A 21,018-nucleotide genomic window follows, 5' to 3' on the forward strand; every position below is an offset into this window, starting at 1 on the left:
TCATCCTTCAACAGCTGCTTCCTCTATAAAATAAGTAAAATCCCTCCAGAAAAATGACCAAATTGTGACAAAAAATAGAATTTTTCGCTATAATGAATTAAATGGGGGGAGGGGTTTTGATGAAATTAATGGTTTCCTCGGCATGGGATATGCTTTGGACAACACATTGGAAAGCAAAGGGGTTGCTGTTGTTTTCTGTGCCTACAAATACAGGTAAAGAGCTTGACTCTCAGAAGACAACAATTGGTCAAAAAAAAGACAGACCTCCTAGCTATCAAACTGCACAGAAAATCGGTTTAGTGCTTGGTCCAGCCTTGTTTTTGGCTATTTTGTTATTGTTTTTTCCTGAGGGTTTAAGTGATGGCGGACGAATGGTATTGGCAACCACTATATGGGTGGCTGTTTGGTGGATGACGGAGGCTGTCCCCATTCCTGTAGCTTCACTACTGCCAATCGTGTTGCTGCCGGTGACAGGCGCACTTGAGGGATCTGTTGTTACGGCAAGTTATGGTGACCCGATCGTATTTTTGTTTTTAGGAGGATTTATGATTGCGCTTGCGATGGAGCGCTGGAATCTTCATAAACGGATTGCACTCAACATTATTTCTGCAGTTGGGACAAGTACTTCAACAATTGTTCTTGGGTTTATGGCCGCCACTGGTTTTTTATCAATGTGGGTTTCGAACACAGCTGCGGTGATGATGATGCTGCCGATTGGCACAGCGATCATCCATCAAGTGTCTACTGTGATGAAGTCGGAACCTGAAGAAGAAGCGAAATTTTCAAAGGCATTAATTTTCAGTATTGGTTATGCAGGGACAATTGGTGGACTAGGTACATTGATTGGTACACCACCAAACATGATCCTAGCGGCAAATATTAAAAAGATATATGGCGTTGAAATTTCTTTTGCAGGATGGATGGCCTTTGCTGTTCCAATTGTGGTCATTTTGCTTTTTATTGTATGGTTGTACTTGACAAAAGTCGCGTATCCTTTAAAGGGCAAGCAACTTCCTACTGGAAAACAATTAATAGGAACAGAAAAGAAAAAGCTTGGAAAGATCAGCTTTGAAGAATTAATGGTGCTTCTCGTGTTTTGTTTTGCTGCATTTATGTGGGTAACGAGAACATTTTTATGGGAAGGTGTAATCACTGGTATTAATGATACAATGATTGCTATTTTTGCCGCTTCACTGCTTTTTTTAATTCCAGCAAGAAATAAAAACGGGCGAATTTTGGATTGGAACGTCTCAAAAGAGTTGCCATGGGGTATTCTCCTCCTGTTTGGTGGCGGTCTTGCATTGGCAGAAGGTTTTGGTAAGACAGGTTTGACAAAATGGATCGGCAGTCAATTAACAATATTGGAAGGTTTTCATTTTGTGGTCATCATTTTCGTGTCTGCTGGTTTAGTGTTGTTTCTTACCGAAGTAACCTCTAATACGGCAACAGCAACCATGATTCTTCCGGTCCTTTCGTCACTTGCCATCGCGCTTCATGTTCATCCATATGCATTGATGATACCTGCTGCAATGGCAGCAAACTGTGCGTTTATGCTTCCTGTTGGAACACCTCCAAATGCCATTATTTTCGCATCAGGAAAAATAAAGATTAGAGAAATGGTAAGTACCGGATTTATGATAAACATCTTTACCTTAATGATCATTGTTGGAGCTGTGTTTTATATTTTACCTCAGCTTTGGGGAGTGGATCTTACGGTTTTTCCCAATCAGTTGAAATAAACAAAAAAGCAAAGACGGCTTAGACCGTCTTTTTTTCATTTAAGTGATGAATAAAACGCTATTTTATCATTGATTTTTTCTAAATTGGTTTGTAGTTTGTTTATATCCTCCATGATTTTTGTGCGGTGAATCTTCAGCATGTTTTTTCGTTCTTCAACTGTTTGACTCCCTTGACTACGAAGGTTGGCGAATGTCTTCATGTTCTCAATTGACATTCCTGTATCTCGCAGGCGAAGTAAAAAATAGATCCAAGAAATGTCTGTTTCTGTATATTCCCGATAACCGTTTGAATCACGTTGAATCTCGGGAAGAAGACCGATTTTCTCATAATACCGTAATGTATGTGCCGAAAGATTTGTCAGTTTTGCGGTTTCTTTAATCGTAAATGTTTTGTCCATATATTGATTATACAAAAAAAGCTTGCCTTAGAGCGAACTCTAAAGTGTATGATTCATTTATTCACTAAAGGAGGAATACAATATGGACCAACAAAGATATCAACAAGGACTTGAAAATCTCAATGAAATTGATGGTGAAGGCGGTAGAAAGGTGATTGATTCTTTAAAAGATATTGCACCTGATTTGGGTAGGTATATTATTGAATTTGCTTTTGGTGATATTTATGCACGAGAGGGTTTAAGCTTGAAAGAACGGGAGCTCATTACAATCTCATCTTTAACGACCCAGGGTGATTGTGAACCCCAGTTGAAAGTACACATCAATGCCGGACTGAATGTCGGATTAACACCGTTAGAAATTGTAGAGACACTCATCCAGTGCATCCCTTATACAGGGTTTCCCCGCGTCTTAAATGCAGTCAACATTGCCAAAACTATTTTTCAAGAACGGGAATGTTCTGCTTAAGCTGCCATGATTTTGGCAGTTTTTTCGTTTTATAGAATTGAAAAAATTTCATCATTGCGTCTTAACCATGAATAGTGATGGACGAAGGATGGGAAATTTGCTCGCTTTCCGCGGGCGGTCCGCGAGCCTCCTCGGAGCTCGTTTCTTGCTCCTGGAGTGTCTCGCCATTCTCCCTGATTCATGTTGTGTCAGTGAGAATTGGGAATTATCATGTCATGCCAATGTTTTTCCTTTTTAAATCTAGTACATCGGTCATTCCCAATGCATTGAATGTTTCTATTAAATGATCATGCCCTTTTTGTAAAGCGAGCTCTCTTTCTTCTGCATAAATAGGTATGAGAGTATAAAAATTAATGGTTCTATTAAATTTTGAATCTATCAACTTTGTTTTAGCATCACTTATTAACATACATGATAATTCGGTATTAGAACCAAATGGCATTGGAGGTTCTCCATTTGGAAGAATGACCCCTTCATCTAACCAGCCATCATACTGGTGGGGAATATGAGCAACCAATCTCAGCCATTTTAAAGGCCAATCATGATCAATCTGCTGTATTTCCTTTTTGGTTGTTGGCCAATTAGCAGGTAACTTTAACACTAACTCAGCATACCGATATCCTGCTGTTTCATCCGAAGCATCCATTGCAACATCACTCATTCCGGTAGTGACAAGCGTTATGAAATCACATTCTTTTGACGGTAGTATCATTTGAATATCAACCGCTACCCGACTTCCAGGTATGATTTCACTTATCGTATGATGAATCGGACCGAATTTTCTCGTGATATAATTTACAATCTCAGTCTTTGTATCCTGATGAATAGTTTCTGAAATATTTGTTTTTGCTTGTTTGTTTGTATCCTGCTCGCCTTTAATAGACGCCAATAGTTCAACAATTTCTGTTTGCCCTTGTTCATGTGCAAATGCTAGGGCATCCATTTGTTTCATAGACTCTCCTGTGTATTTAACATGAATATCAATTCCACTTTCAATCAGAAGTTCTACAATATTTAAATGTCCATTTAAAATAGCGCCAAATAAAGGATTTCTTGCTGGATCACTTACATCTAATTCGGCCCCGTAAGATAACAAATATCGAACAATATCAATATGTCCTTTCCAAGCTGCATTGTTAATTGCTCCACCATCAAATACACCACCTCGCTTATTCATGTCAGCACCCAAGTTGATAAGATGTTTAACAATTTCTAGTTTTCCATGTGATGCTGCAACATGGAGCCAAGTTCCGAACGGTGTCATCACATTCAATCGGTCAATATCTGAACGAATGAGTTCAACCACTCTTTCCACATGATTCTGTTTAATCGCTGTGCGAATTTCTTTTAAAACTTGTTTATTATCCATATTATCACTACCTTTTTGCCCATTACTTCAAACTATTGTCCAAGTGACATTGATTGTATCTATGTCATTTATATATTTTCACATAAAATGAAGTGTTTCATCAAATTCAAGGTTGAAGGGTGGTTTTTGCCTTATTTGTTATAAATGACGGATAGAAGAAATAGGTCTATTGACTGATGATGAATTCGGGTCAGGGTTTCACCTGATAGTAGAGCGAAACGATTTACAGCAGCTGCTAATAAGAAGGTCATACCATTAATGTCCAAAAAAAGCCTTTCTACCTATTTACGAGGTTTTTGAAGTGCTATATTATGGATATTGTGACCTGAATCATTTTATTCATTTTTTTCGAGAAGAAAGTAACAGAATGAATGACATAGACAAATTGAAATGCTTAAATGATGAAAGAGGTGATCATATGTCTAGTCACGCAGCGAAGATTTCTTCCATAAAAAAAGACATTTCTTCTTTGTCTCATAAAATAAGTGATGCACAAAGTAAGATTGCTAAACTTAAAAAAGCGAAAACAGCTATTTCAAGTGACCTTAAAACTTTTTCAAACAACTCTTCAAAGATCGATCAGCCGGAAATTACATCAAGTGAATGGAATGGTCTTCATACGAAAAACTTCATTAACATAAGGCTAGGGATTACGAATAGCTACCAGAAAATTAAAACTGACATAGATGGTTTAATTACAGCTATTGAGTTGGAGATTAAAAACCTTGAAACACGAGTTTGAGATGGGCGAAGAAGCCTTAAAAAAACTGGCGGAAGATCCAAATGTAGATCCATTAGGTCAACGTCTTACAGTTGACTTTATAAAAAAACCACGCTGAGATTGATAATATCTCGTTTATAGAACGTGACGATGTTTCGATTGATAGAAGAAAGGACACGAATTGATGTTTTCTTTTAAAAAAAGCCGAAACTATTGGTTGAGAAGCAATGCTGTTCTTTTATTATTGGTGGGTTTACTCTTCACCAATCTACCGTACTGGAATAAAGACGACAGTGGTATATCTATGTTTCTTTTTATCTTTTTTGCGGAGTGTTTTATAATCTTAATTTCATTTGTTTATGGATTTAAAACTAGAAAAGGATACTCAAGTCCAAGAAAAAGAGTGTTTAATAAGTCAAACTGGGTGAAAGGTTTTTTAGCATTTCTTTTATTAAGTGTCTTTTTTAGTTATGCCTTGCATGGATTTATTCCTGTTCCAAGTGCATTACTATATATATCATTATCTGTTAATTTAGTAATGGCATTCTATTCATTAATTGCATCTTCTTGGGTCATAAAAATATATGAATATAATATATATGAAGCTCCAAAAGGATGGATAAACGATTTAATGCGATATTTATTATTTTTTGTATGGGGATTAAATTACGAAATACAAATTGTGTTAGCTCGTCTTTCATTTTTTCTTCAGCGTTTAATGGGGATCATCTTTATCGTTATATTGATCTGTTCAATCTTTATGATATCATCCTTGTTTTAGTAGAAGAAAGGATACGAATTGATGTTTTCTTTTAAAAAAAGCCGAAACTATTGGTTGAGAAGCAATCTAGTTCTGTTGTTTTTAGCTACTTTATTACTGATAAATAAGCCATACTTCAGTGAAAAATATGGTAATCCTTTATTTTTTTTGTTTGTTGTTACCACAGAGCTGTTTCTAATCTTGCTTTCTTTTGTGTATGGTTTTCAAACGAAAAAGGTAAGGTATAGTCCAAGAAAACGAGTCTTTAATAAGTCAAATTATACAAAAGGTGTTGCAGTTTTTCTTTGTTTAAGTATCTTTTTTGGTCTAGCTTTGGGACGGGATATCCCATACCCAAGTTCTTTAATTACTATCTCTCTGGCTATTAATACTCTTGCAGCGATCATTTCACTAATAGCCCCTTCTGCGGTAATCAACCATTATGAGTCTAGTATATATGAAGAGCCAAAAGGGTTGATTAATGATTTGATGCGATATTTTTTAGTTTTTACTTGGGGAATAAATTATGAAGTTCAAATTGTTTTGGCTCGTCTTCCCTTCATTTTTCAACGTCTTATTGGAGTTATCTTGGCAGTGTTACTTTTTTTCGGAACTTTTGCGGTAGGTGTAATATTTGAAAACTCTTAATGCGAAGTGATTGTCCTAAAAAGAGCAAAATTGTTAAAACTTTAAGTTTCAAGAGTGGTATATCAGAACGTGAAAAGGTTGTCCAGTAGTAAAAAATTCACTCTACTGGATAGCCTTTTTTTCTCATTTTAACTAAATGACATTGGAAAAGTGGTCTGAACCGAATCTTTCTTACAATCAAAACGAAAGGTACACTATATTCACCGTAAAACGAACTGATTGTCCAACAAATCGACCATCAAAATTACCGTTTTTCCATTTTAAAAAGTAGAGAACCGTTTTTACATCTATTGAAAAGTTTTTATGAATCATATTGCGATAAGAACATAGACGAGGCAACAAATTGGCGAAGAAGGATAAAAAAACTGGCGGAAGATCCAAATATAGAACGTGACGATGTTTCGATTGATAGAAGAAAGGATACGAATTGATGTTTTCTTTTAAAAAAAGCCGATACTATTGGTTGAGAAGCAATGCTGTTCTTATATTGTTGGTGGGTTTACTCTTCACTAATTTACCATACTGGAATAAAGACGACAGTGGTGTATCTATGTTTCTTTTTATCTTTTTTGCGGAGTGTTTTATAATCTTAATTTCATTTGTTTATGGATTTAAAACTAGAAAAGGATACTCAAGTCCAAGAAAACGAGTCTTTAATAAGTCAAACTGGGTGCAAGGGTTTTTAACATTTCTTTTATTAATTGTCTTTTTTAGTTATGCCTTGCATGGATTTATTCCTGTTCCAAGTGCATTACTATATATATCATTATCTGTTAATTTAGTAATGGCATTTTATTCATTATTAGCCCCTTCTGCGGTAGGTGTAATATTTGAAAACTATTAATATCAGTCATCCTCTAGTGGGGTTGAAAAAGTCCTTTACAACATGGAGTAGAGGGAATTGCGAGACTTTTGCGGAAAGCGAGCAAATTCCTCAATTTTGATTGATGCACACTACTTTCAGGACACTCCGGGCTCGTCTTCACATTTTCTCTCTCCCATCTTTCCTCAACCTTGCTTTTTGTCCCTTTCTATCTCTACGACTATTAAGATTCAATCGTTGTTCTCTCAACGAAATTGTTGTTTTCGTTCATAATCATCCTAGCCAATCTTCTCCCGGCTCTTTTAAAAAAGAAATCATCTTTATAATGTTCGGAATCAATTGGAGACAGTTGATGGATAACACCATTTTTTTTGTCATATTCAATTTGTCCCATTATGTCTTCATTTGGTCCATAACAGTAGATGACTCTTTGCTCGTCTTCAAATTTCTTCAGCATGATGATGAAAACAGCCACTAAATCTCACTCCTTCCAATTCTGTATCTTCTCTAATACTGATTTCATATTGAATGATTGTATATTAAAATCTTCGTAATTCCAAGATGATCCACCAGCCCATTTTTGTAAATCTAAAGTCCCATTATTTGTGCTCAATTCACCAACAAAATGTAAATGCTTTATTATATGATGGCATCAAGGGGGGCAGAGGCATGATAAATGAGAAACGTCCTGCCCGGTTACTTCAATATTTGGTCCGGGCCAGGGAAGTGACAATGTATCAGCTGATCGACCATTTTCAATTATCTAGACGGCAAATTTGCTATGATTTGGAGAAAATCAATCAATATCTGACTGACCATAAGCTGCCTGTCATCAATTATAAGAGAAAAAAGCAGCTTAAGATGTCGGATGAGGTACTTGAGTTTGTTTCTCATCAAGCACAATTAGAGATGGTCCGTTCTTTCGTTTTAACAAAAGAAGAACGAATAAAATTAATCTATTTGTTCCTGTTTGTTCGCAGGGAACCTGTTTCAAGTGCTCATTTGACACAGTTATTGCAAGTGAGTAAAAACACGGTGATAAAGGATGTGAAAAAAGCAAATCAAAAGTTACAGTCCTTTTTAGTAGCTATTCATTATACAAGGGAGAGAGGCTATCACTTGAAAGGAAGTGAATTTGATAAAAGAGTTCCGGTTATGCATGTTCTTGCTGCTTTTTTACAGAAACCAAATGGAACAGCATTGCTTCAACATATGTTGAAAATATCAGGTATAAACCATCGTCCGCAGGAAATTAAAATAGTCATTGAAAAGGTTGCCGAAGTTTACAATCTTCAATTTGTTGAAGAAAGGCTGAACGAATTCATCTATTTTTTAATGTTGTATTCCGAAAGAGTGAAAAGGGGCAAGGTTGTCCGTTTTCACTGGCAAGAAATTGAGCACCTAAAACAAAATCCATTAAGATGTTCAGCTAAAAAACTATTAAACGGTTTGGGTATTCCAGAAAGTGACAGCGAGTTGTGCTACATGATGATTCAATTGTTAGGTCTGTCTTTGGGAAAAACATCAGCATGTGATCCGCTTTTTCAACTCTGTAAGAAACTTGTCTTTGAATTTGAATCAAGAGCCTGTATCACATTTGCCGAGAAAAGCGATGTGGCTGAATCTCTGTACCGTCATTTGAAACCAGCATTTTTCCGAATGAAATATCGTATTCCGATTCACAATCCTTTACTAAGCAAAATTAAAAAAGAGCATTGGGAACTTTATACGATTGTCCAAAAATTAATCCATCCGCTGGAGTCTTTGCTTAATGTCCCAGTACCAGAAGAAGAGATTGGTTTTCTGACAATTCACTTTGCCGCAATGCTTGAGAAACCTTCCCAAACCCGATTAGCCAAAAAGACAGCAGTCGTTATTTGTCCGAGTGGTGTCAGCGCTTCTTTACTGTTGAAGCAGCAGCTCGAATCGTTATTTTCAGAAATATGTGTCGTGAAAACATTATCTCTACATGAATTTAAATCAGAGTTATTTCTGAAATATGATGCGGTTTTTTCGGCGATTGAACTTGATACAAACGAGCACTACTACCTGGTAAGCCCATTAATGACACCAGCAGAAAAAAGCCGGCTGGTCCATGATGTGTATCAACATTTGTTTGGTATCAAAAGTAGAGAATTGCTGACAGATGACTTTTTTCATATTCTTAAAAAATATGCCAAGATTATCGATGAAAAAGGGCTGAGAGAATCATTGAAAGAGGTCACAATTTTACAAAAGATGAAGGAAATAAAGGGGGAGCAACCAGTGTTGAAAGACTTGTTAACAGAGGAAACAATCCAACTGGCTGAGCAAATGGATAGCTGGGAAGCAGCGATCAAAACAGCTGCCAAACCTTTACTCGAACAAGGAGCAATCAGTGAAAAATATATAGACGCGATCATTACCAATCTGAAAACAATGGGACCTTACATGATTATCGGACCAGAGATCGCTGTTCCTCATGCAAGACCTGAAATGGGTGTGAAAAAGGTAGGGATGAGTTTTCTAAAATTGAATGAACCTGTCTACTTTTTAAATGATAAGCAATACCCTGTTAAGTTGTTATTTTGTATTGCAGCGATTGACCAAACCACTCATTTAAAAGCGCTTTCTCAACTCACACGTCTTCTCAGTCATAAAGAGAACCAAGACATGCTAAAGAAAGCAGAATCCATTAAATCTATTCAACACTTAATAGAAGTGTATTCATAGGAGGTAGTCACATGAAAATATTAGCGGTTTGCGGATCTGGGCTTGGAAGCAGTTTTATGCTGGAAATGAATATTCAAGATACGTTAAAGGAGCTTGGTGTAAATGATGTTGAGGTCAATCATTCAGATTTGAGCTCGGCATCTGTAGATCAGGCAGACTTGTTTGTTGTTGCTAAAGATATTGCTGAGGGAGCTTCACACTTAGGAGATTTAGTCGTACTTGAGAGCGTTATTGATCTTGATGAGCTAAAAACAAAATTAACAGTCAAATTGCAGGCGAAAGGTATGCTTTAAAAAGAAAGGAGAGACTGCAAATGATTGAAAGAGTGATTAAGCTGCTCATGGATATTTTAGGTCAGCCCGCTGTTTTAATTGCCATCATTTCTCTCATTGGACTGGTGCTTCAGAAAAAGCCCACTAATGAAATTGTCAAAGGGACGACGAAATCCTTTTTAGGTTTTATCATTATTTCAGCCGGTGCCGGTATTCTTGTGAACTCACTTGAACCATTCGGAAAAATGTTTCAAGCAGCGTTTCATGTGAATGGTGTTGTTCCAAATAATGAAGCCATTGTTGCTGTAGCATTGAATGAGTATGGAACAGTAACAGCTTTGATCATGTTTTTTGGAATGCTTGCCAATATTTTAATTGCCCGTTTTACGAACTTAAAATATATTTTCCTAACAGGACACCATACATTGTATATGGCATGTTTAATTGCTGTTATTTTAGCTGTAGCAGGTTTGAGAGGACCGCTTTTGATCGGTGCTGGAGCAGTCTCGCTCGGTTTAGTAATGAGTGTATTTCCCGCAGTTGTTCAACCTTTTATGAGAAAAGTAACTGGAAATGATAAAGTGGCTTTTGGACATTTTTCTTCAATTGGCAATGTCTTGTCTGCCTTAATTGGTAAGATTTGCGGCAAGGGATCACGTTCAACAGAAGAGCTTCGTTTTCCAAAAGGGTTGGGCTTTTTAAGGGATAGTTCTGTCAGTATTGCACTAACGATGACCTTATTATATGTTTTGATTGCGGTTTGTGCAGGACCAGCTTTTGTGGAAGATAAACTAAGTCATGGCACACACTATCTCGTGTTTTCTGTTATTCAGGCTGTTACTTTTGCTGCCGGGGTTTTTATAATCCTTGCAGGTGTGAGGCTTGTGCTGGCTGAGATTGTTCCAGCTTTTAAAGGGATTTCTGACAAACTTGTTCCAGATTCAAAACCGGCGCTCGATTGTCCGATTGTCTTCCCGTATGCTCCAAATGCGGTACTGCTTGGCTTTTTTTGCAGCTTCATCGGAGGGATTGTCGGCATGGCTATTCTCGGAGCTTTAGGTCTTGTGATTATTCTCCCGGGTGTGGTGCCTCACTTCTTTACCGGAGCTTCAGCTGGCGTATTTGGAAATGCGACAGGAGGTTTGCGGGGGGCTATCTTAGGTTCATTTGTTAATGGGCTGGTAATTACCTTTCTGCCTGTATGTTTACTGCCGGTTATTGGTGATTTAGGTTTCCATAATACGACATTTTCAGATACCGATTTTGCGGCTATAGGTATCATTCTTGGACATACTGTCAAGTTCCTCGGTTCTGTTGGCGTAGCGATCGGCTTAGCAATGGCTGTATTGACAGCGATTCTGTTTGGAATGAAGCAGAAAAGACAGAAAACGACTTGAAAAATTGCTTCTTTGTTTCTGGATCATTTTTATATTAGAATATATAGGAGCCTAAAAAGTGGAGGTATCTTATATCGTGCCAATCAATCAAGAATATCGTGAACAAGTAAAACTCGTTGCATTAGATATGGATGGGACATTATTGAATGCAGAGCATGCCATTTCAGAAGAAAATAAACAAGCGATTAAAGAGGCAGAAGAAAAAGGGGTTCATGTTGTGCTCAGTACGGGACGGACGCTGAGGACCGCTCGTGAATTCGCTGAGTCTTTGGGACTGACTTCTTATTTAATAACAGTAAATGGCAGTGAAATATGGGATTCTTCTTTTAATCTAGTAGAGCGACAAGTGCTTCATCCCGATCATGTTCAAATGATGTGGGGCTTGCGCAATCAGTACGAGACGAACTTTTGGGCGTGTAGTGTTGATAAGGTGTGGCGAGCAGACTTTCCTGAAGATATTTATGCTCATGAATGGCTAAAATTCGGGTTTGATATTCCTGATCATCATGTGAGAAATCAGGTATTAGAAGAACTGAAAAAAAACAAAGAATTAGAGATTACAAACTCAAGTCCGACCAATATTGAGGTTAATACCATTGGCATTAATAAAGGGGCAGCTTTAACAAAAGTATCTGAACGTCTCGGTTTTTCAATGAAGAACGTGATGGCAGTTGGTGACAGTTTAAATGACATTGCGATGATAAAACAGGCTGGTTTAGGTGTGGCGATGGGGAACGCTCAGGAAATCGTCAAAAAAACGGCTGATTGGGTAACAGAAACAAATATCAAAAATGGTGTTGCGAAAGCGATTAGACATTGGGTGTTATCATAATTGCTCACAATCTGATTAAAGGCTTCGAGAAAATCACAGTATTAAGAATATATAGTCGGGATTCACATAAAGACAACCTATAAAAACTAAACATCCAGCTATCAAAGAAAAGGAAGCAAGAGGTTAGAACGACTAGTAGAGGCCGAAGCAACAGGAGAACCTTATGAAGGCAACGTAGCCGGTGCAACTTCTATATTCCCGAATACTGTTATGGTGTGATGAAGGCAAATAACGGGTCGAGACGCCAATTTTCTCCTTGGGATGATGAGGATTCATAAAGTGTCTCCATCAAGTAAAACCAAAAAACCGTTTCCGAAGTTTTTGATAGTGGAGTAAGAAATTTAGTTAAAGAAGTTACGTATTTTGCTGTGAAACCATTAGTTTTGGTGATTGGATGGGGCAAAACAAGAAAACATATAGCTACTCTTGGTCATCACGCTTTCTTCTCACAATATGCCAAGTAATTAGAAAAACCCTCCATATAGGGTTTTTTTTTGTAAGCAGCGGGTGGATACACGCTTTCTGGTACGTCTTTTGTGTCACTATCAGCGGAGAGCCGAATGTTATCTCCCTGAGCAAGACGAAAAAATCTTGCCCACTTTACTCTATTTAATAAGTCACACCGTTGCTTTGGAGGAACAACTGGAAAATCTCAACCACTCAATCTACTTTTTTAGCACCTCGTAAACTTTGCACAAGCCCCTCGACTTTCTTATATATTGTGCAACGTCTTCTGCGCTTACTTTTTTACTATGTCTCTTGAAGTGTTCAATAACAACTCCGTTTTTATACAACGGCGATTTATTCGGAACCAGGTAGCCAACAAAAAGAACCTTGAGAAAGTATAAATATACCACCATCAAGGTTAATAAAACTATTTCTCATTAATCAGAAATCATCTGGGTGAGCCCATTCAAAATCACTCTCAGAAAATACTTCTCGTTGGTTTAGAAGTTCCATAAAGTTTTTTAAGGTATCTTCTAATGCCTCTGTTATGCTTCTTCCAAATCCAACACCACTTTCAGGAGAACCATCATCCAAGTTTTTTATTCTAATATTAGTAAACCCTGCATAAGAACCATCAATTCTTTCAAAAACTTTCACTTTAAACTTCCCATAAGGAGTTTTTTGTAACTCCCACACTTGAAATTCTCCGACGCATTTTTCAATCTTAGCTATTCCATTAATATTAATATTTTTCCACTCGTCCATTTTTTCATCTCCTACTGTTTACCAAATGAAATTATTGTACCATCTGGTGCTATATCAATATATTTACCATTCTTTTTGTATCGAATAACTCCTTCAACTTTACCATCTACTCTGCTTTTTTTCGCACCTCGTAAATTTTGTGCAAACCCCTCAGCTTTTCTTATATATTGTGCAACGTCTTCTGCGCCTACTTCTTTACCGTGTCTCTTGAAGTGGTCAATAGCAGAGTCACCTGCTGAATTATAACTTCCCTTATTCCATTTAGATAGGTTTGCTTTGCTTAAATCATAAGCATTACCTACACCCTTAGAAACGTCTTCAGCTGCTTCGCCAACTTTCGCCATCTTAGAAGTTTCCTCTGTAATCCTCACTGCTTTTCCTGCTATCTTAACAGCACCTGACGTTACTGCACTGATTCCAGCAAGAGCTTGTTGAAATTCTGATAGCTCCTCTTGTGTAACCAGGTCTTTTCCGGTTGTGGCCTCTATTCCTCCTTTAAAATTTGAGACTATTGGAATGAAATCAAGTAAAGTGGATAAAGCACGAGCTCCCTCTTTTAATTCCTTTTCTTTTGCTTTTAATTTTTCAGCTTTTCTTTGAGCTGCTTTTAGCTTTTCTCTTTGCTCTTTGAGTTTTTTTAAGTCTCTCTGTTTACTTTTCGTTTTTTTTGGTTTTTTATTGTATTCATTTATGCGTTTGTAATTTTTATCAATTGCAGTGTTCAGCTTGGTAGTAGATTTATTTAATTGCTTCATGCCTTTATTTGCCTTATTAATGCCCCTAACCATTTGATTCATACCAGCATTGGCACCATTGATTGCTTTAATCGATTCATTTGTGGCTTTTATTGAGACATCCAGCGCTTTATTACAATCATCCATAGCCTTACTGACTTCATTCATAGAAGATACGACATTATCTAGTGCTTTATTTGCTTCAGCCACATCTTTATTTAATGCATCTAAATCCTTAATTACTTGATTCTGGGCTTCAATACATTGTTGCATGATTTGATTTACTTCAGATATCCAGTCCATTACTTCCTTATAAATCCATATTGCTGTTTTAATTGCTGGAATTATTACTGTTTCTATCTCGTGTACTATTTCTTTTGTTTTTTTCTTAATTTTTTCATGTAATGCTTTAAGCTTGATTTCTACTTTAGCAGCAGCCATTTTCATTTTTTTCTTTAATAGATTCTTTTTTGTTTGATCCAGTGAATCATAGCCTTTTTTCATTAATTTTAAAAATGCTATATCTTTTTTAATTTTATTAATTTGAGCTTCACTAAGTTCAATCTTTGGAGCCGCCGCATTTGCAACTCCTGACATTGATAAATTTGTTGACATAGTAAAAGTTATAAACATTGCTAAAACCAAAATGCTAAGTATCTTTTTCATATCTCTTTCTCCCTTTAAAATAAATTTTATTGCAAAAATATACATGAGAATGTCGAAAAAAGCTTTATTTTACTGAATGTTGAAATAATTTTGATTACTTTCTTTCTCATTCCTTGAACTTATTACCATAAAAGTTCAAACTTTTTATACCTGTAACATTAAGTCGCTTATCTAAAAAGACGGATAAGCTGCTATATATAATGGATCAACCCACTCACCCCCTATTAAATATTTCAGAATAGTCTACCACTAGCCTATTCAAAGAATAGCTATTGTCTCCAATTCTGGTTGCTAGGACTATGATATAAAAAAGAGGTAAACCTATTTAAATGTATTTCAATTAAATGTATTTCAGTATAATTAAAGAAAAACCCTTTTAAATTTTGAAAAATAGTAAAAAAGTACCTATTATGGTTAGTTTCTAGTTTGTTCTTCGGTTAACAGGTCTGGAATTTGCAATAAAACTACATGTTGACATCTTTTTAAAAAATTCGAACATGCTGTCTTCTTTCTTTAACGTTTTTTTTAGAACTATGATCATCTAAGTGTTGTGTTTATAGTCTTAATGAATTGACAAAGTGAAACATTTCACTTTAAAACCCCAAGTTCTCTTTACAATTAGGGTTTGATTAAGGCTCTTTTTTTGTATGCAAAAAATTTTTTCGTTCAGATTGGTTTTAAAAAAACGTGATGTATGACCAATTGATAGCGCTTCACTAGATGTTAGGTTTTCTAACAAATAGGTGCTAAGAACATAAAACCCTGTTATAATTTAATTCAAGTTTGATTATTCGGAATTGTTGTTCCGATAATCGGAACAAATCAGACTTTACTATTTCTTAAAAAAATGCACATGAATATAAAGGAGGGATTTGATGGTTTGTGTTGATTTAAACTGTGATCTTGGAGAGAGTTTTGGTGCATATCAAATTGGATTAGACAAAGATATTTTGCAGTTTGTCACATCAGCCAATATCGCTTGCGGATTCCATGCGGGAGATCCGAGTGTCATGCGGAAAACCGTCACACTGGCAGCTGACAAAGGTGTTGCCATTGGTGCACATCCTGGACTTCCTGATTTAGCTGGATTTGGCCGCCGCAATATGGCGATTACGCCTGAAGAAGCCTATGACCTTGTCATTTATCAAATTGGTGCCCTTTCAGGTTTTCTAAAAGCAGAAGGTGTTCAAATGCAGCATGTTAAGCCGCATGGGGCACTCTATAATATGGCTGCAAAAAATAGACGATTATCAGATGCAATTGCCCGTGCCATATTTAAGATAGATTCTAATCTCATATTGTTCGGTTTGGCAGGAAGTGAACTTGTACTTGCTGGAGAAAGAGCCGGATTGAAGACAGCTTATGAAGTGTTTGCTGACCGTACATATCAAGAAGACGGTACACTTACTTCACGGGTTCATGATGATGCGCTGATTCAAGATGATGAAGTGGCTGTCAATCAAGTGGTCCGAATGGTTAAGGAAGGAAAAGTCCGAAGTCGTGAAGGGAAAGATATTTGTCTGAAAGCTGATACAGTCTGTATTCACGGAGACAGTGCTCATGCCCTTCAATTTGCAAAAAAAATTCGTGCAGAATTTGAAAAATCAAATATAAAAGTTCAAGCCTTTTCAACATGATCAACAAAAATGGAGGAATGCGATTTGAAGCAAAACAAAAGTAATTTGACATTATTATTGGGTGCAGCCTTTTTGATGGCTACATCTTCAATTGGACCAGGATTTTTAACACAAACTACAGTTTTCACACAAAAGTTAGCAGCTAGCTTCGGTTTTGTTATTTTAATTTCCATCATTTTGGATATTTTTGCGCAAACAAATGTGTGGAGAATAATTGCCGTCTCTGAAAAAAGGGGGCAAGAAATTGCAAACCTTGTTTTTCCGGGTCTTGGCTATTTAATCGCCTTCCTCGTTGTTCTAGGAGGACTAGTTTTTAACATTGGCAATATTGGTGGAGCTGGTTTGGGATTGCAAGTTTTATTCGGGATCACGCCTCAGACAGGGGCGATCATAAGCGCTGTTATAGCCATTCTTATTTTTATGATTAAAGAAGCGGGAAAAGCGATGGATCGTTTTACGCTAGTTGCCGGTTTTGTTATGATTCTTCTAACCGTATATGTTGCAATCACGACAGGTCCGCCGGTTGGAGAAGCTGTTACAAAAACAGTAGTACCTGATAAAATTGATATTCTTGCCATTGTCACACTTGTCGGCGGAACAGTCGGCGGCTATATTACGTTTGCTGGCGGACATCGTTTGCTTGATGCAGGTGTGAAAGGAAAAGACTCGATTTCTGAAGTGACAAAGAGTTCTGTATCCGGTATCTTAATTACATCTGTGATGAGAATCGCGCTTTTCCTTGCCGTTCTTGGTGTTGTTTCAAAGGGTTTGGCCATTAATCCTGATAATCCGCCGGCTTCTGTGTTCAAACTTGCTGCCGGAAATATCGGTTATAAAATGTTTGGTCTTGTCATGTGGGGGGCGGCCGTCACCTCTGTCGTTGGAGCCGCTTATACTTCGGTATCATTTTTTAAAACATTTTCACCTAAAATTGAAAAAAATTCTCGCGGTATTATCATCGGTTTTATTATCATCTCGACACTCTCTTTTGTATCGATTGGAAATCCTGTTAATCTTCTTGTACTTGCAGGAGCTTTAAACGGACTCATCCTCCCAATCGCTTTAGGGGCACTTTTAATTGGTGCCCATAAAAAGAAGATTGTTGGGGATTATCGTCATCCGATTTGGCTGACGATCGCAGGTATTCTTGTCGTGATTGTGATGGCCATCATGGGGTGGCATACACTTACTCATGCGCTTCCTAAGCTATGGGGATGATTGATCATATGAAAATCAATACAGAGCAAGTTTGTCTGTATTGATTTTTGATTTTAGGGGGGAGATGAAACCGTTGACCAATTTACATGTTGAAATAGCGCCGCTTGGGGACTCAGCGCTGATCATTAAGTTTGGAACGGATATTAATGAACAGACTCACCGGATAACAAGTGCATTGACAAAGCAAATTGAAAGTGCTCCGTTCCCCGGTTTAATAGAATGTGTACCAGCATTTACAAGTGTGACGGTTTTTTATGATCCGCTTGAAGTGTTTCAACATTCGAGTAAAGGCATGTCTCCTTTTGAAAAAGTAAAAGGGCTGATCAAGTCCACACTTTACAAGTTGACGATAGAGAAAGAAATCGACAGGCGGACGGTAGAAATTCCTGTTTGTTATGGCGGTGAATTTGGTCCTGATTTAGAGGAAGTCGCCCAGATCAACAACTTAACAACAGAAGAAGTGATTCATATTCATACAGCTGGAGAATATCTCGTTTATATGCTCGGGTTTGCGCCGGGTTTTCCTTATTTGGGGGGAATGTCAGAAAAAATCGCGGCTCCGCGCCGGTCTTCGCCGAGAACATCAATTCCCGCCGGTTCTGTTGGGATCGCTGGTATGCAGACAGGCGTCTATCCGCTATCAACACCAGGCGGCTGGCAGCTGATTGGTAATACGCCGCTTGATTTATTTCGTCCTTATGAAGAGCCGCCAAGCCTTTTAAGAGCAGGAGATATTGTTAAATTTGTTCGCGTGACAGAAGCAGAGTACGACAAGTTAAAGGAGGGAACATGTTGAGTTTAGAAGTGTTAAAGCCAGGTCTGATGACAACTGTGCAAGACTTGGGCCGCACTGGATTTCAAAAATATGGTGTTCTCGTGAGTGGGGCAATGGATTGTGATTCTTTACGAATTGCCAATCTTCTTGCCGGCAATAAGCTAGATGAAGCAGCGCTTGAAGTGACATTGTTAGGACCAGACCTGTCTCTCCGTTTTTCAAACACGACACTAATCGCTGTTACAGGGGCGGATTTTTCATTATCAATTGATCATCAAGAGGTTCCTTTATGGAGACCGATTTTAGTTCAAAAAGGAAGTGTTCTAAACTTTGGGATGTGCAAGCGGGGCAGTCGCGCTTATTTGGCTGTTGCTGGCGGATTTGATGTACCATCTGTGATGAATAGTAAAAGTACGTATGTAAGAGCCGGAATTGGCGGTTATCAGGGAAGACCGCTGCAAAAAAGAGACCTTTTAACAACCGGTGAGATATCATCCTTATCAGAAAAAATGTTGTGGGAGCTGAAAGAGCAAATGGATGAACGGGGCTTTGCTGCTCCAAATTGGGCGGTGAATCGTCACTATTTTCTCCCATTAAAGAAAAACCCGGTTATTCGTGTGATGAAAGGGGAACAGTTCGATCATTTCACACCGGCCTCACAGGAACAGCTTTTGGCTGAAGCTTTTCGAGTATCGGCAAAATCAGATCGGATGGGTTACCGACTTGAGGGACATCCACTTGAAATGGGAATGCCCCTTGAAATGATTTCTGAATCTGTCTCTTTTGGAACCATTCAAGTTCCGCCTGACGGCAATCCTATTGTGCTTCTCGCTGATCGTCAGACAGCTGGCGGATATCCGCGAATTGCCCATGTTATTTCAGCTGATTTATCTACTGTAGCGCAAATGATGCCTGGAGAACAGATGCGGTTTCAACTGGTTCAACTTGAACAAGCAGAGCGCCTCTTCATCGACAGGGAGACGAAAATTTGTGAACTAGCTGCCAGATTACGATTTGAATACGTGGTATGATGTATTTCAGGAGGGGAAGGGATTGGAATGCAAGAATAAAACGGTTGTCAAATCAATGGCATTGCTCAATCTGTTTTTAACGAAAGAACGGCTCTCACTCAATGAGATGATTGAACTTACGGGAATGCCAAAAACATCTGTTTATCGGATGGTTTGCTCTCTTTGTGAGATGGGGTTTCTCAATCGTGATGAAAGTGGAATGTATGGTTTAGGTCTATTATTTTTACAATATGGTCAGCTTGTTTCTGAACGGCTAGATATTCGAAAAATGGCATTGCCGGTGATGGAAAAGTTGCGTGATGAAGTAGATGAAGCTGTCCACCTGATTGTTAAACAAGGAAATGAAGCGATATACATTGAAAAATTAGAAGGGACACAAATGGTTCGTCTCTATACGGCGATTGGGCGACGATCACCGTTATATGCCGGGGCATGTGCAAGAAGCATTTTGACGTTTCTTCCAGAGGACGAACGGAAAGCCTATCTTGAGGAAACAGAACTGGTTCCGATTGCTTCAGGAACGATTTGTGATAAAGCTGAACTGATTCGTGTGTTGGATATGTCATATAAAAACGGCTATACAGTCAGTCATTCAGAACTTGAAGATTACACCTCAGCTGTCGCTGCCCCAATTTTTAACCATCAGAAACAAGCTGTTGCCGGTCTCAGTATTGCCGGATTTGAAGCGAGGTTTCAGAAAGATCGCTTGCCTTATTTAGCGAAAAAAGTAAAGACAGCAGCACTTGATATTTCGAAAAAACTAGGTTGCTAAAGAAAGTGTATCCTTTTGCCCGGTTGTCGAGTACGATATGGTAGCTGTCACGATCATGATGGAGTGACAAAAACCAAAGGGGGAAAGGATATGGCTTTTCATTATACAGCTCTTGGCGATTCCTTAACCGTCGGTGTTGGTTCTGGTATGTTTGAACCTGGATTTGTTCAGCGCTACAAACGGAAACTTGAGGAAGACTTACATGAGCCCGTTATGTTAATGGTTTTCGCTAAATCAGGTCTTGAAACAGCAGAAATTCTACAGCTGTTTGATCGACCGTTTGTTAAAGAACAACTTAAAAAAGCAAATGTGATCACGATCACAGGTTGCGGAAATGATTTGCTTGAATCTCTGGAAATCTATGAAAAAGAGAAAGATGATGACGTCTTTTTGGAAGCCTCATTACACTGTCAAAAAAACTACGCTGAAATGCTCCGCAAAATAAAAGATATTAAGGGAAAAGATCATCAGAATTACATGATCAGGTTACTTAACTTATACAATCCATTTCCGAAGATTAAATTAGCGGATCGATGGGTATCTGACTTTAATCAGCACCTCCAACAATTAGCAAATCCTCCACAAGTCAAAGTGATTGATGTTTATTCCATTTTTAAAGGGCATGAAACAGAATATTTATCAATAGATAAGGTTCACCCCAATGGCAAAGGGTATGAGGCGATTGCTGAAAGCCTTAGGGCGTCCGGGTGTAAACTAGTAGAGCATTAAATATATTGATGGAGGAGCTGTCTAAAAAGTCCTTTTTCAACATAAATCAGGGGGGATTGCGAGACTCCCGCGGAAAGCGAGCAAAATCCCCAATTTTTATTCATCCA

Annotated in this window: 21 protein-coding genes; 16 read left to right on the forward strand and 5 right to left on the reverse strand. The window is 37.9% G+C overall.

Annotation, left to right across the window (positions count from 1 at the left end; genetic code table 11):
* Positions 1–119 precede the first annotated feature (119 nt).
* Complete coding sequence (locus tag HOO54_RS04610; RefSeq protein ID WP_172292992.1) at positions 120–1,739, forward strand: SLC13 family permease; 1,620 nt, start codon at positions 120–122, stop codon at positions 1,737–1,739.
* A gap of 35 nt (positions 1,740–1,774) precedes the next feature.
* Here HOO54_RS04610 and HOO54_RS04615 read toward each other — a convergent pair whose 3' ends face one another.
* Complete coding sequence (locus tag HOO54_RS04615) at positions 1,775–2,152, reverse strand: MerR family transcriptional regulator (protein WP_253907616.1); 378 nt, start codon at positions 2,150–2,152, stop codon at positions 1,775–1,777.
* Positions 2,153–2,219: 67 nt separating this feature from the next.
* Between HOO54_RS04615 and HOO54_RS04620 the strand changes: the two genes are divergently transcribed.
* Entirely contained in the window at positions 2,220–2,603 is a 384-nt protein-coding gene (locus HOO54_RS04620) for a carboxymuconolactone decarboxylase family protein (RefSeq protein WP_172292994.1), read from the forward strand.
* A gap of 208 nt (positions 2,604–2,811) precedes the next feature.
* Here HOO54_RS04620 and HOO54_RS04625 read toward each other — a convergent pair whose 3' ends face one another.
* Positions 2,812–3,972, reverse strand: coding sequence for an ankyrin repeat domain-containing protein (locus tag HOO54_RS04625; RefSeq protein ID WP_172292996.1), 1,161 nt, complete (start codon positions 3,970–3,972; stop codon positions 2,812–2,814).
* Between the two features lie 418 nt (positions 3,973–4,390).
* On the opposite strand from HOO54_RS04625, the gene HOO54_RS04630 reads away from it, so the two are divergent.
* The 4 genes from HOO54_RS04630 to HOO54_RS04645 all read left to right on the forward strand — a co-directional run bounded on the left by HOO54_RS04630 (position 4,391) and on the right by HOO54_RS04645 (position 6,945).
* Positions 4,391–4,714, forward strand: coding sequence for a YwqH-like family protein (locus HOO54_RS04630; RefSeq protein WP_172292998.1), 324 nt, complete (start codon positions 4,391–4,393; stop codon positions 4,712–4,714).
* A gap of 163 nt (positions 4,715–4,877) precedes the next feature.
* Entirely contained in the window at positions 4,878–5,474 is a 597-nt protein-coding gene (locus tag HOO54_RS04635) for a hypothetical protein (protein ID WP_172293000.1), read from the forward strand.
* Between the two features lie 21 nt (positions 5,475–5,495).
* Positions 5,496–6,101 (forward strand): hypothetical protein, encoded by a 606-nt coding sequence (locus HOO54_RS04640; RefSeq protein ID WP_172293002.1) that lies wholly within the window; start codon positions 5,496–5,498, stop codon positions 6,099–6,101.
* A gap of 430 nt (positions 6,102–6,531) precedes the next feature.
* Positions 6,532–6,945, forward strand: a complete 414-nt coding sequence (locus HOO54_RS04645) for a hypothetical protein (RefSeq protein ID WP_172293004.1) — start codon at positions 6,532–6,534, stop codon at positions 6,943–6,945.
* 202 nt (positions 6,946–7,147) lie between these two features.
* On the opposite strand, the gene HOO54_RS04650 is transcribed toward HOO54_RS04645, so the two are convergent.
* Positions 7,148–7,399 carry a hypothetical protein gene (locus HOO54_RS04650; RefSeq protein WP_172293006.1) on the reverse strand — a complete coding sequence of 84 codons (252 nt, stop codon included), beginning with the start codon at positions 7,397–7,399 and terminating at the stop codon, positions 7,148–7,150.
* 194 nt (positions 7,400–7,593) lie between these two features.
* On the opposite strand from HOO54_RS04650, the gene HOO54_RS04655 reads away from it, so the two are divergent.
* From HOO54_RS04655 to HOO54_RS04670, 4 genes are all read left to right on the forward strand, one after another.
* Positions 7,594–9,636 (forward strand): BglG family transcription antiterminator, encoded by a 2,043-nt coding sequence (locus HOO54_RS04655; protein ID WP_172293008.1) that lies wholly within the window; start codon positions 7,594–7,596, stop codon positions 9,634–9,636.
* Between the two features lie 11 nt (positions 9,637–9,647).
* Complete coding sequence (locus HOO54_RS04660) at positions 9,648–9,929, forward strand: PTS sugar transporter subunit IIB (protein WP_172293010.1); 282 nt, start codon at positions 9,648–9,650, stop codon at positions 9,927–9,929.
* 20 nt (positions 9,930–9,949) lie between these two features.
* Positions 9,950–11,305, forward strand: coding sequence for a PTS ascorbate transporter subunit IIC (locus HOO54_RS04665; protein WP_172293012.1), 1,356 nt, complete (start codon positions 9,950–9,952; stop codon positions 11,303–11,305).
* Between the two features lie 82 nt (positions 11,306–11,387).
* Complete coding sequence (locus HOO54_RS04670) at positions 11,388–12,137, forward strand: Cof-type HAD-IIB family hydrolase (RefSeq protein WP_375335822.1); 750 nt, start codon at positions 11,388–11,390, stop codon at positions 12,135–12,137.
* An 888-nt stretch (positions 12,138–13,025) separates the two neighbouring features.
* Here HOO54_RS04670 and HOO54_RS04675 read toward each other — a convergent pair.
* The gene (locus HOO54_RS04675; protein ID WP_172293014.1) at positions 13,026–13,349 is read right to left on the reverse strand and encodes a hypothetical protein; all 324 of its coding nucleotides are present in this window, start codon (positions 13,347–13,349) and stop codon (positions 13,026–13,028) included.
* 11 nt (positions 13,350–13,360) lie between these two features.
* Positions 13,361–14,749, reverse strand: a complete 1,389-nt coding sequence (locus tag HOO54_RS04680) for a pre-toxin TG domain-containing protein (RefSeq protein ID WP_172293016.1) — start codon at positions 14,747–14,749, stop codon at positions 13,361–13,363.
* Positions 14,750–15,624: 875 nt separating this feature from the next.
* Between HOO54_RS04680 and pxpA the strand changes: the two genes are divergently transcribed.
* From pxpA to HOO54_RS04710, 6 genes are all read left to right on the forward strand, one after another.
* On the forward strand, positions 15,625–16,386 hold the full coding sequence (pxpA, locus tag HOO54_RS04685; RefSeq protein WP_172293018.1) for a 5-oxoprolinase subunit PxpA: 762 nt from the start codon (positions 15,625–15,627) through the stop codon (positions 16,384–16,386).
* Positions 16,387–16,461: 75 nt separating this feature from the next.
* Entirely contained in the window at positions 16,462–17,604 is a 1,143-nt protein-coding gene (locus tag HOO54_RS04690; protein WP_375335823.1) for an NRAMP family divalent metal transporter, read from the forward strand.
* 64 nt (positions 17,605–17,668) lie between these two features.
* The gene (gene pxpB / locus HOO54_RS04695) at positions 17,669–18,400 is read left to right on the forward strand and encodes a 5-oxoprolinase subunit PxpB (protein WP_172293022.1); all 732 of its coding nucleotides are present in this window, start codon (positions 17,669–17,671) and stop codon (positions 18,398–18,400) included.
* Entirely contained in the window at positions 18,397–19,410 is a 1,014-nt protein-coding gene (locus tag HOO54_RS04700) for a 5-oxoprolinase subunit C family protein (RefSeq protein ID WP_172293024.1), read from the forward strand. Before pxpB ends, HOO54_RS04700 begins: the two co-directional genes overlap by 4 nt.
* A gap of 22 nt (positions 19,411–19,432) precedes the next feature.
* Complete coding sequence (locus tag HOO54_RS04705; RefSeq protein ID WP_172293026.1) at positions 19,433–20,182, forward strand: IclR family transcriptional regulator; 750 nt, start codon at positions 19,433–19,435, stop codon at positions 20,180–20,182.
* Positions 20,183–20,272: 90 nt separating this feature from the next.
* Positions 20,273–20,911, forward strand: a complete 639-nt coding sequence (locus tag HOO54_RS04710) for a GDSL-type esterase/lipase family protein (protein WP_172293028.1) — start codon at positions 20,273–20,275, stop codon at positions 20,909–20,911.
* Positions 20,912–21,018: the final 107 nt, after the last annotated feature.

The organism is Bacillus sp. WMMC1349 (assembly GCF_013155385.1).
In the GTDB taxonomy this organism is placed as follows: domain Bacteria; phylum Bacillota; class Bacilli; order Bacillales; family Bacillaceae; genus Bacillus.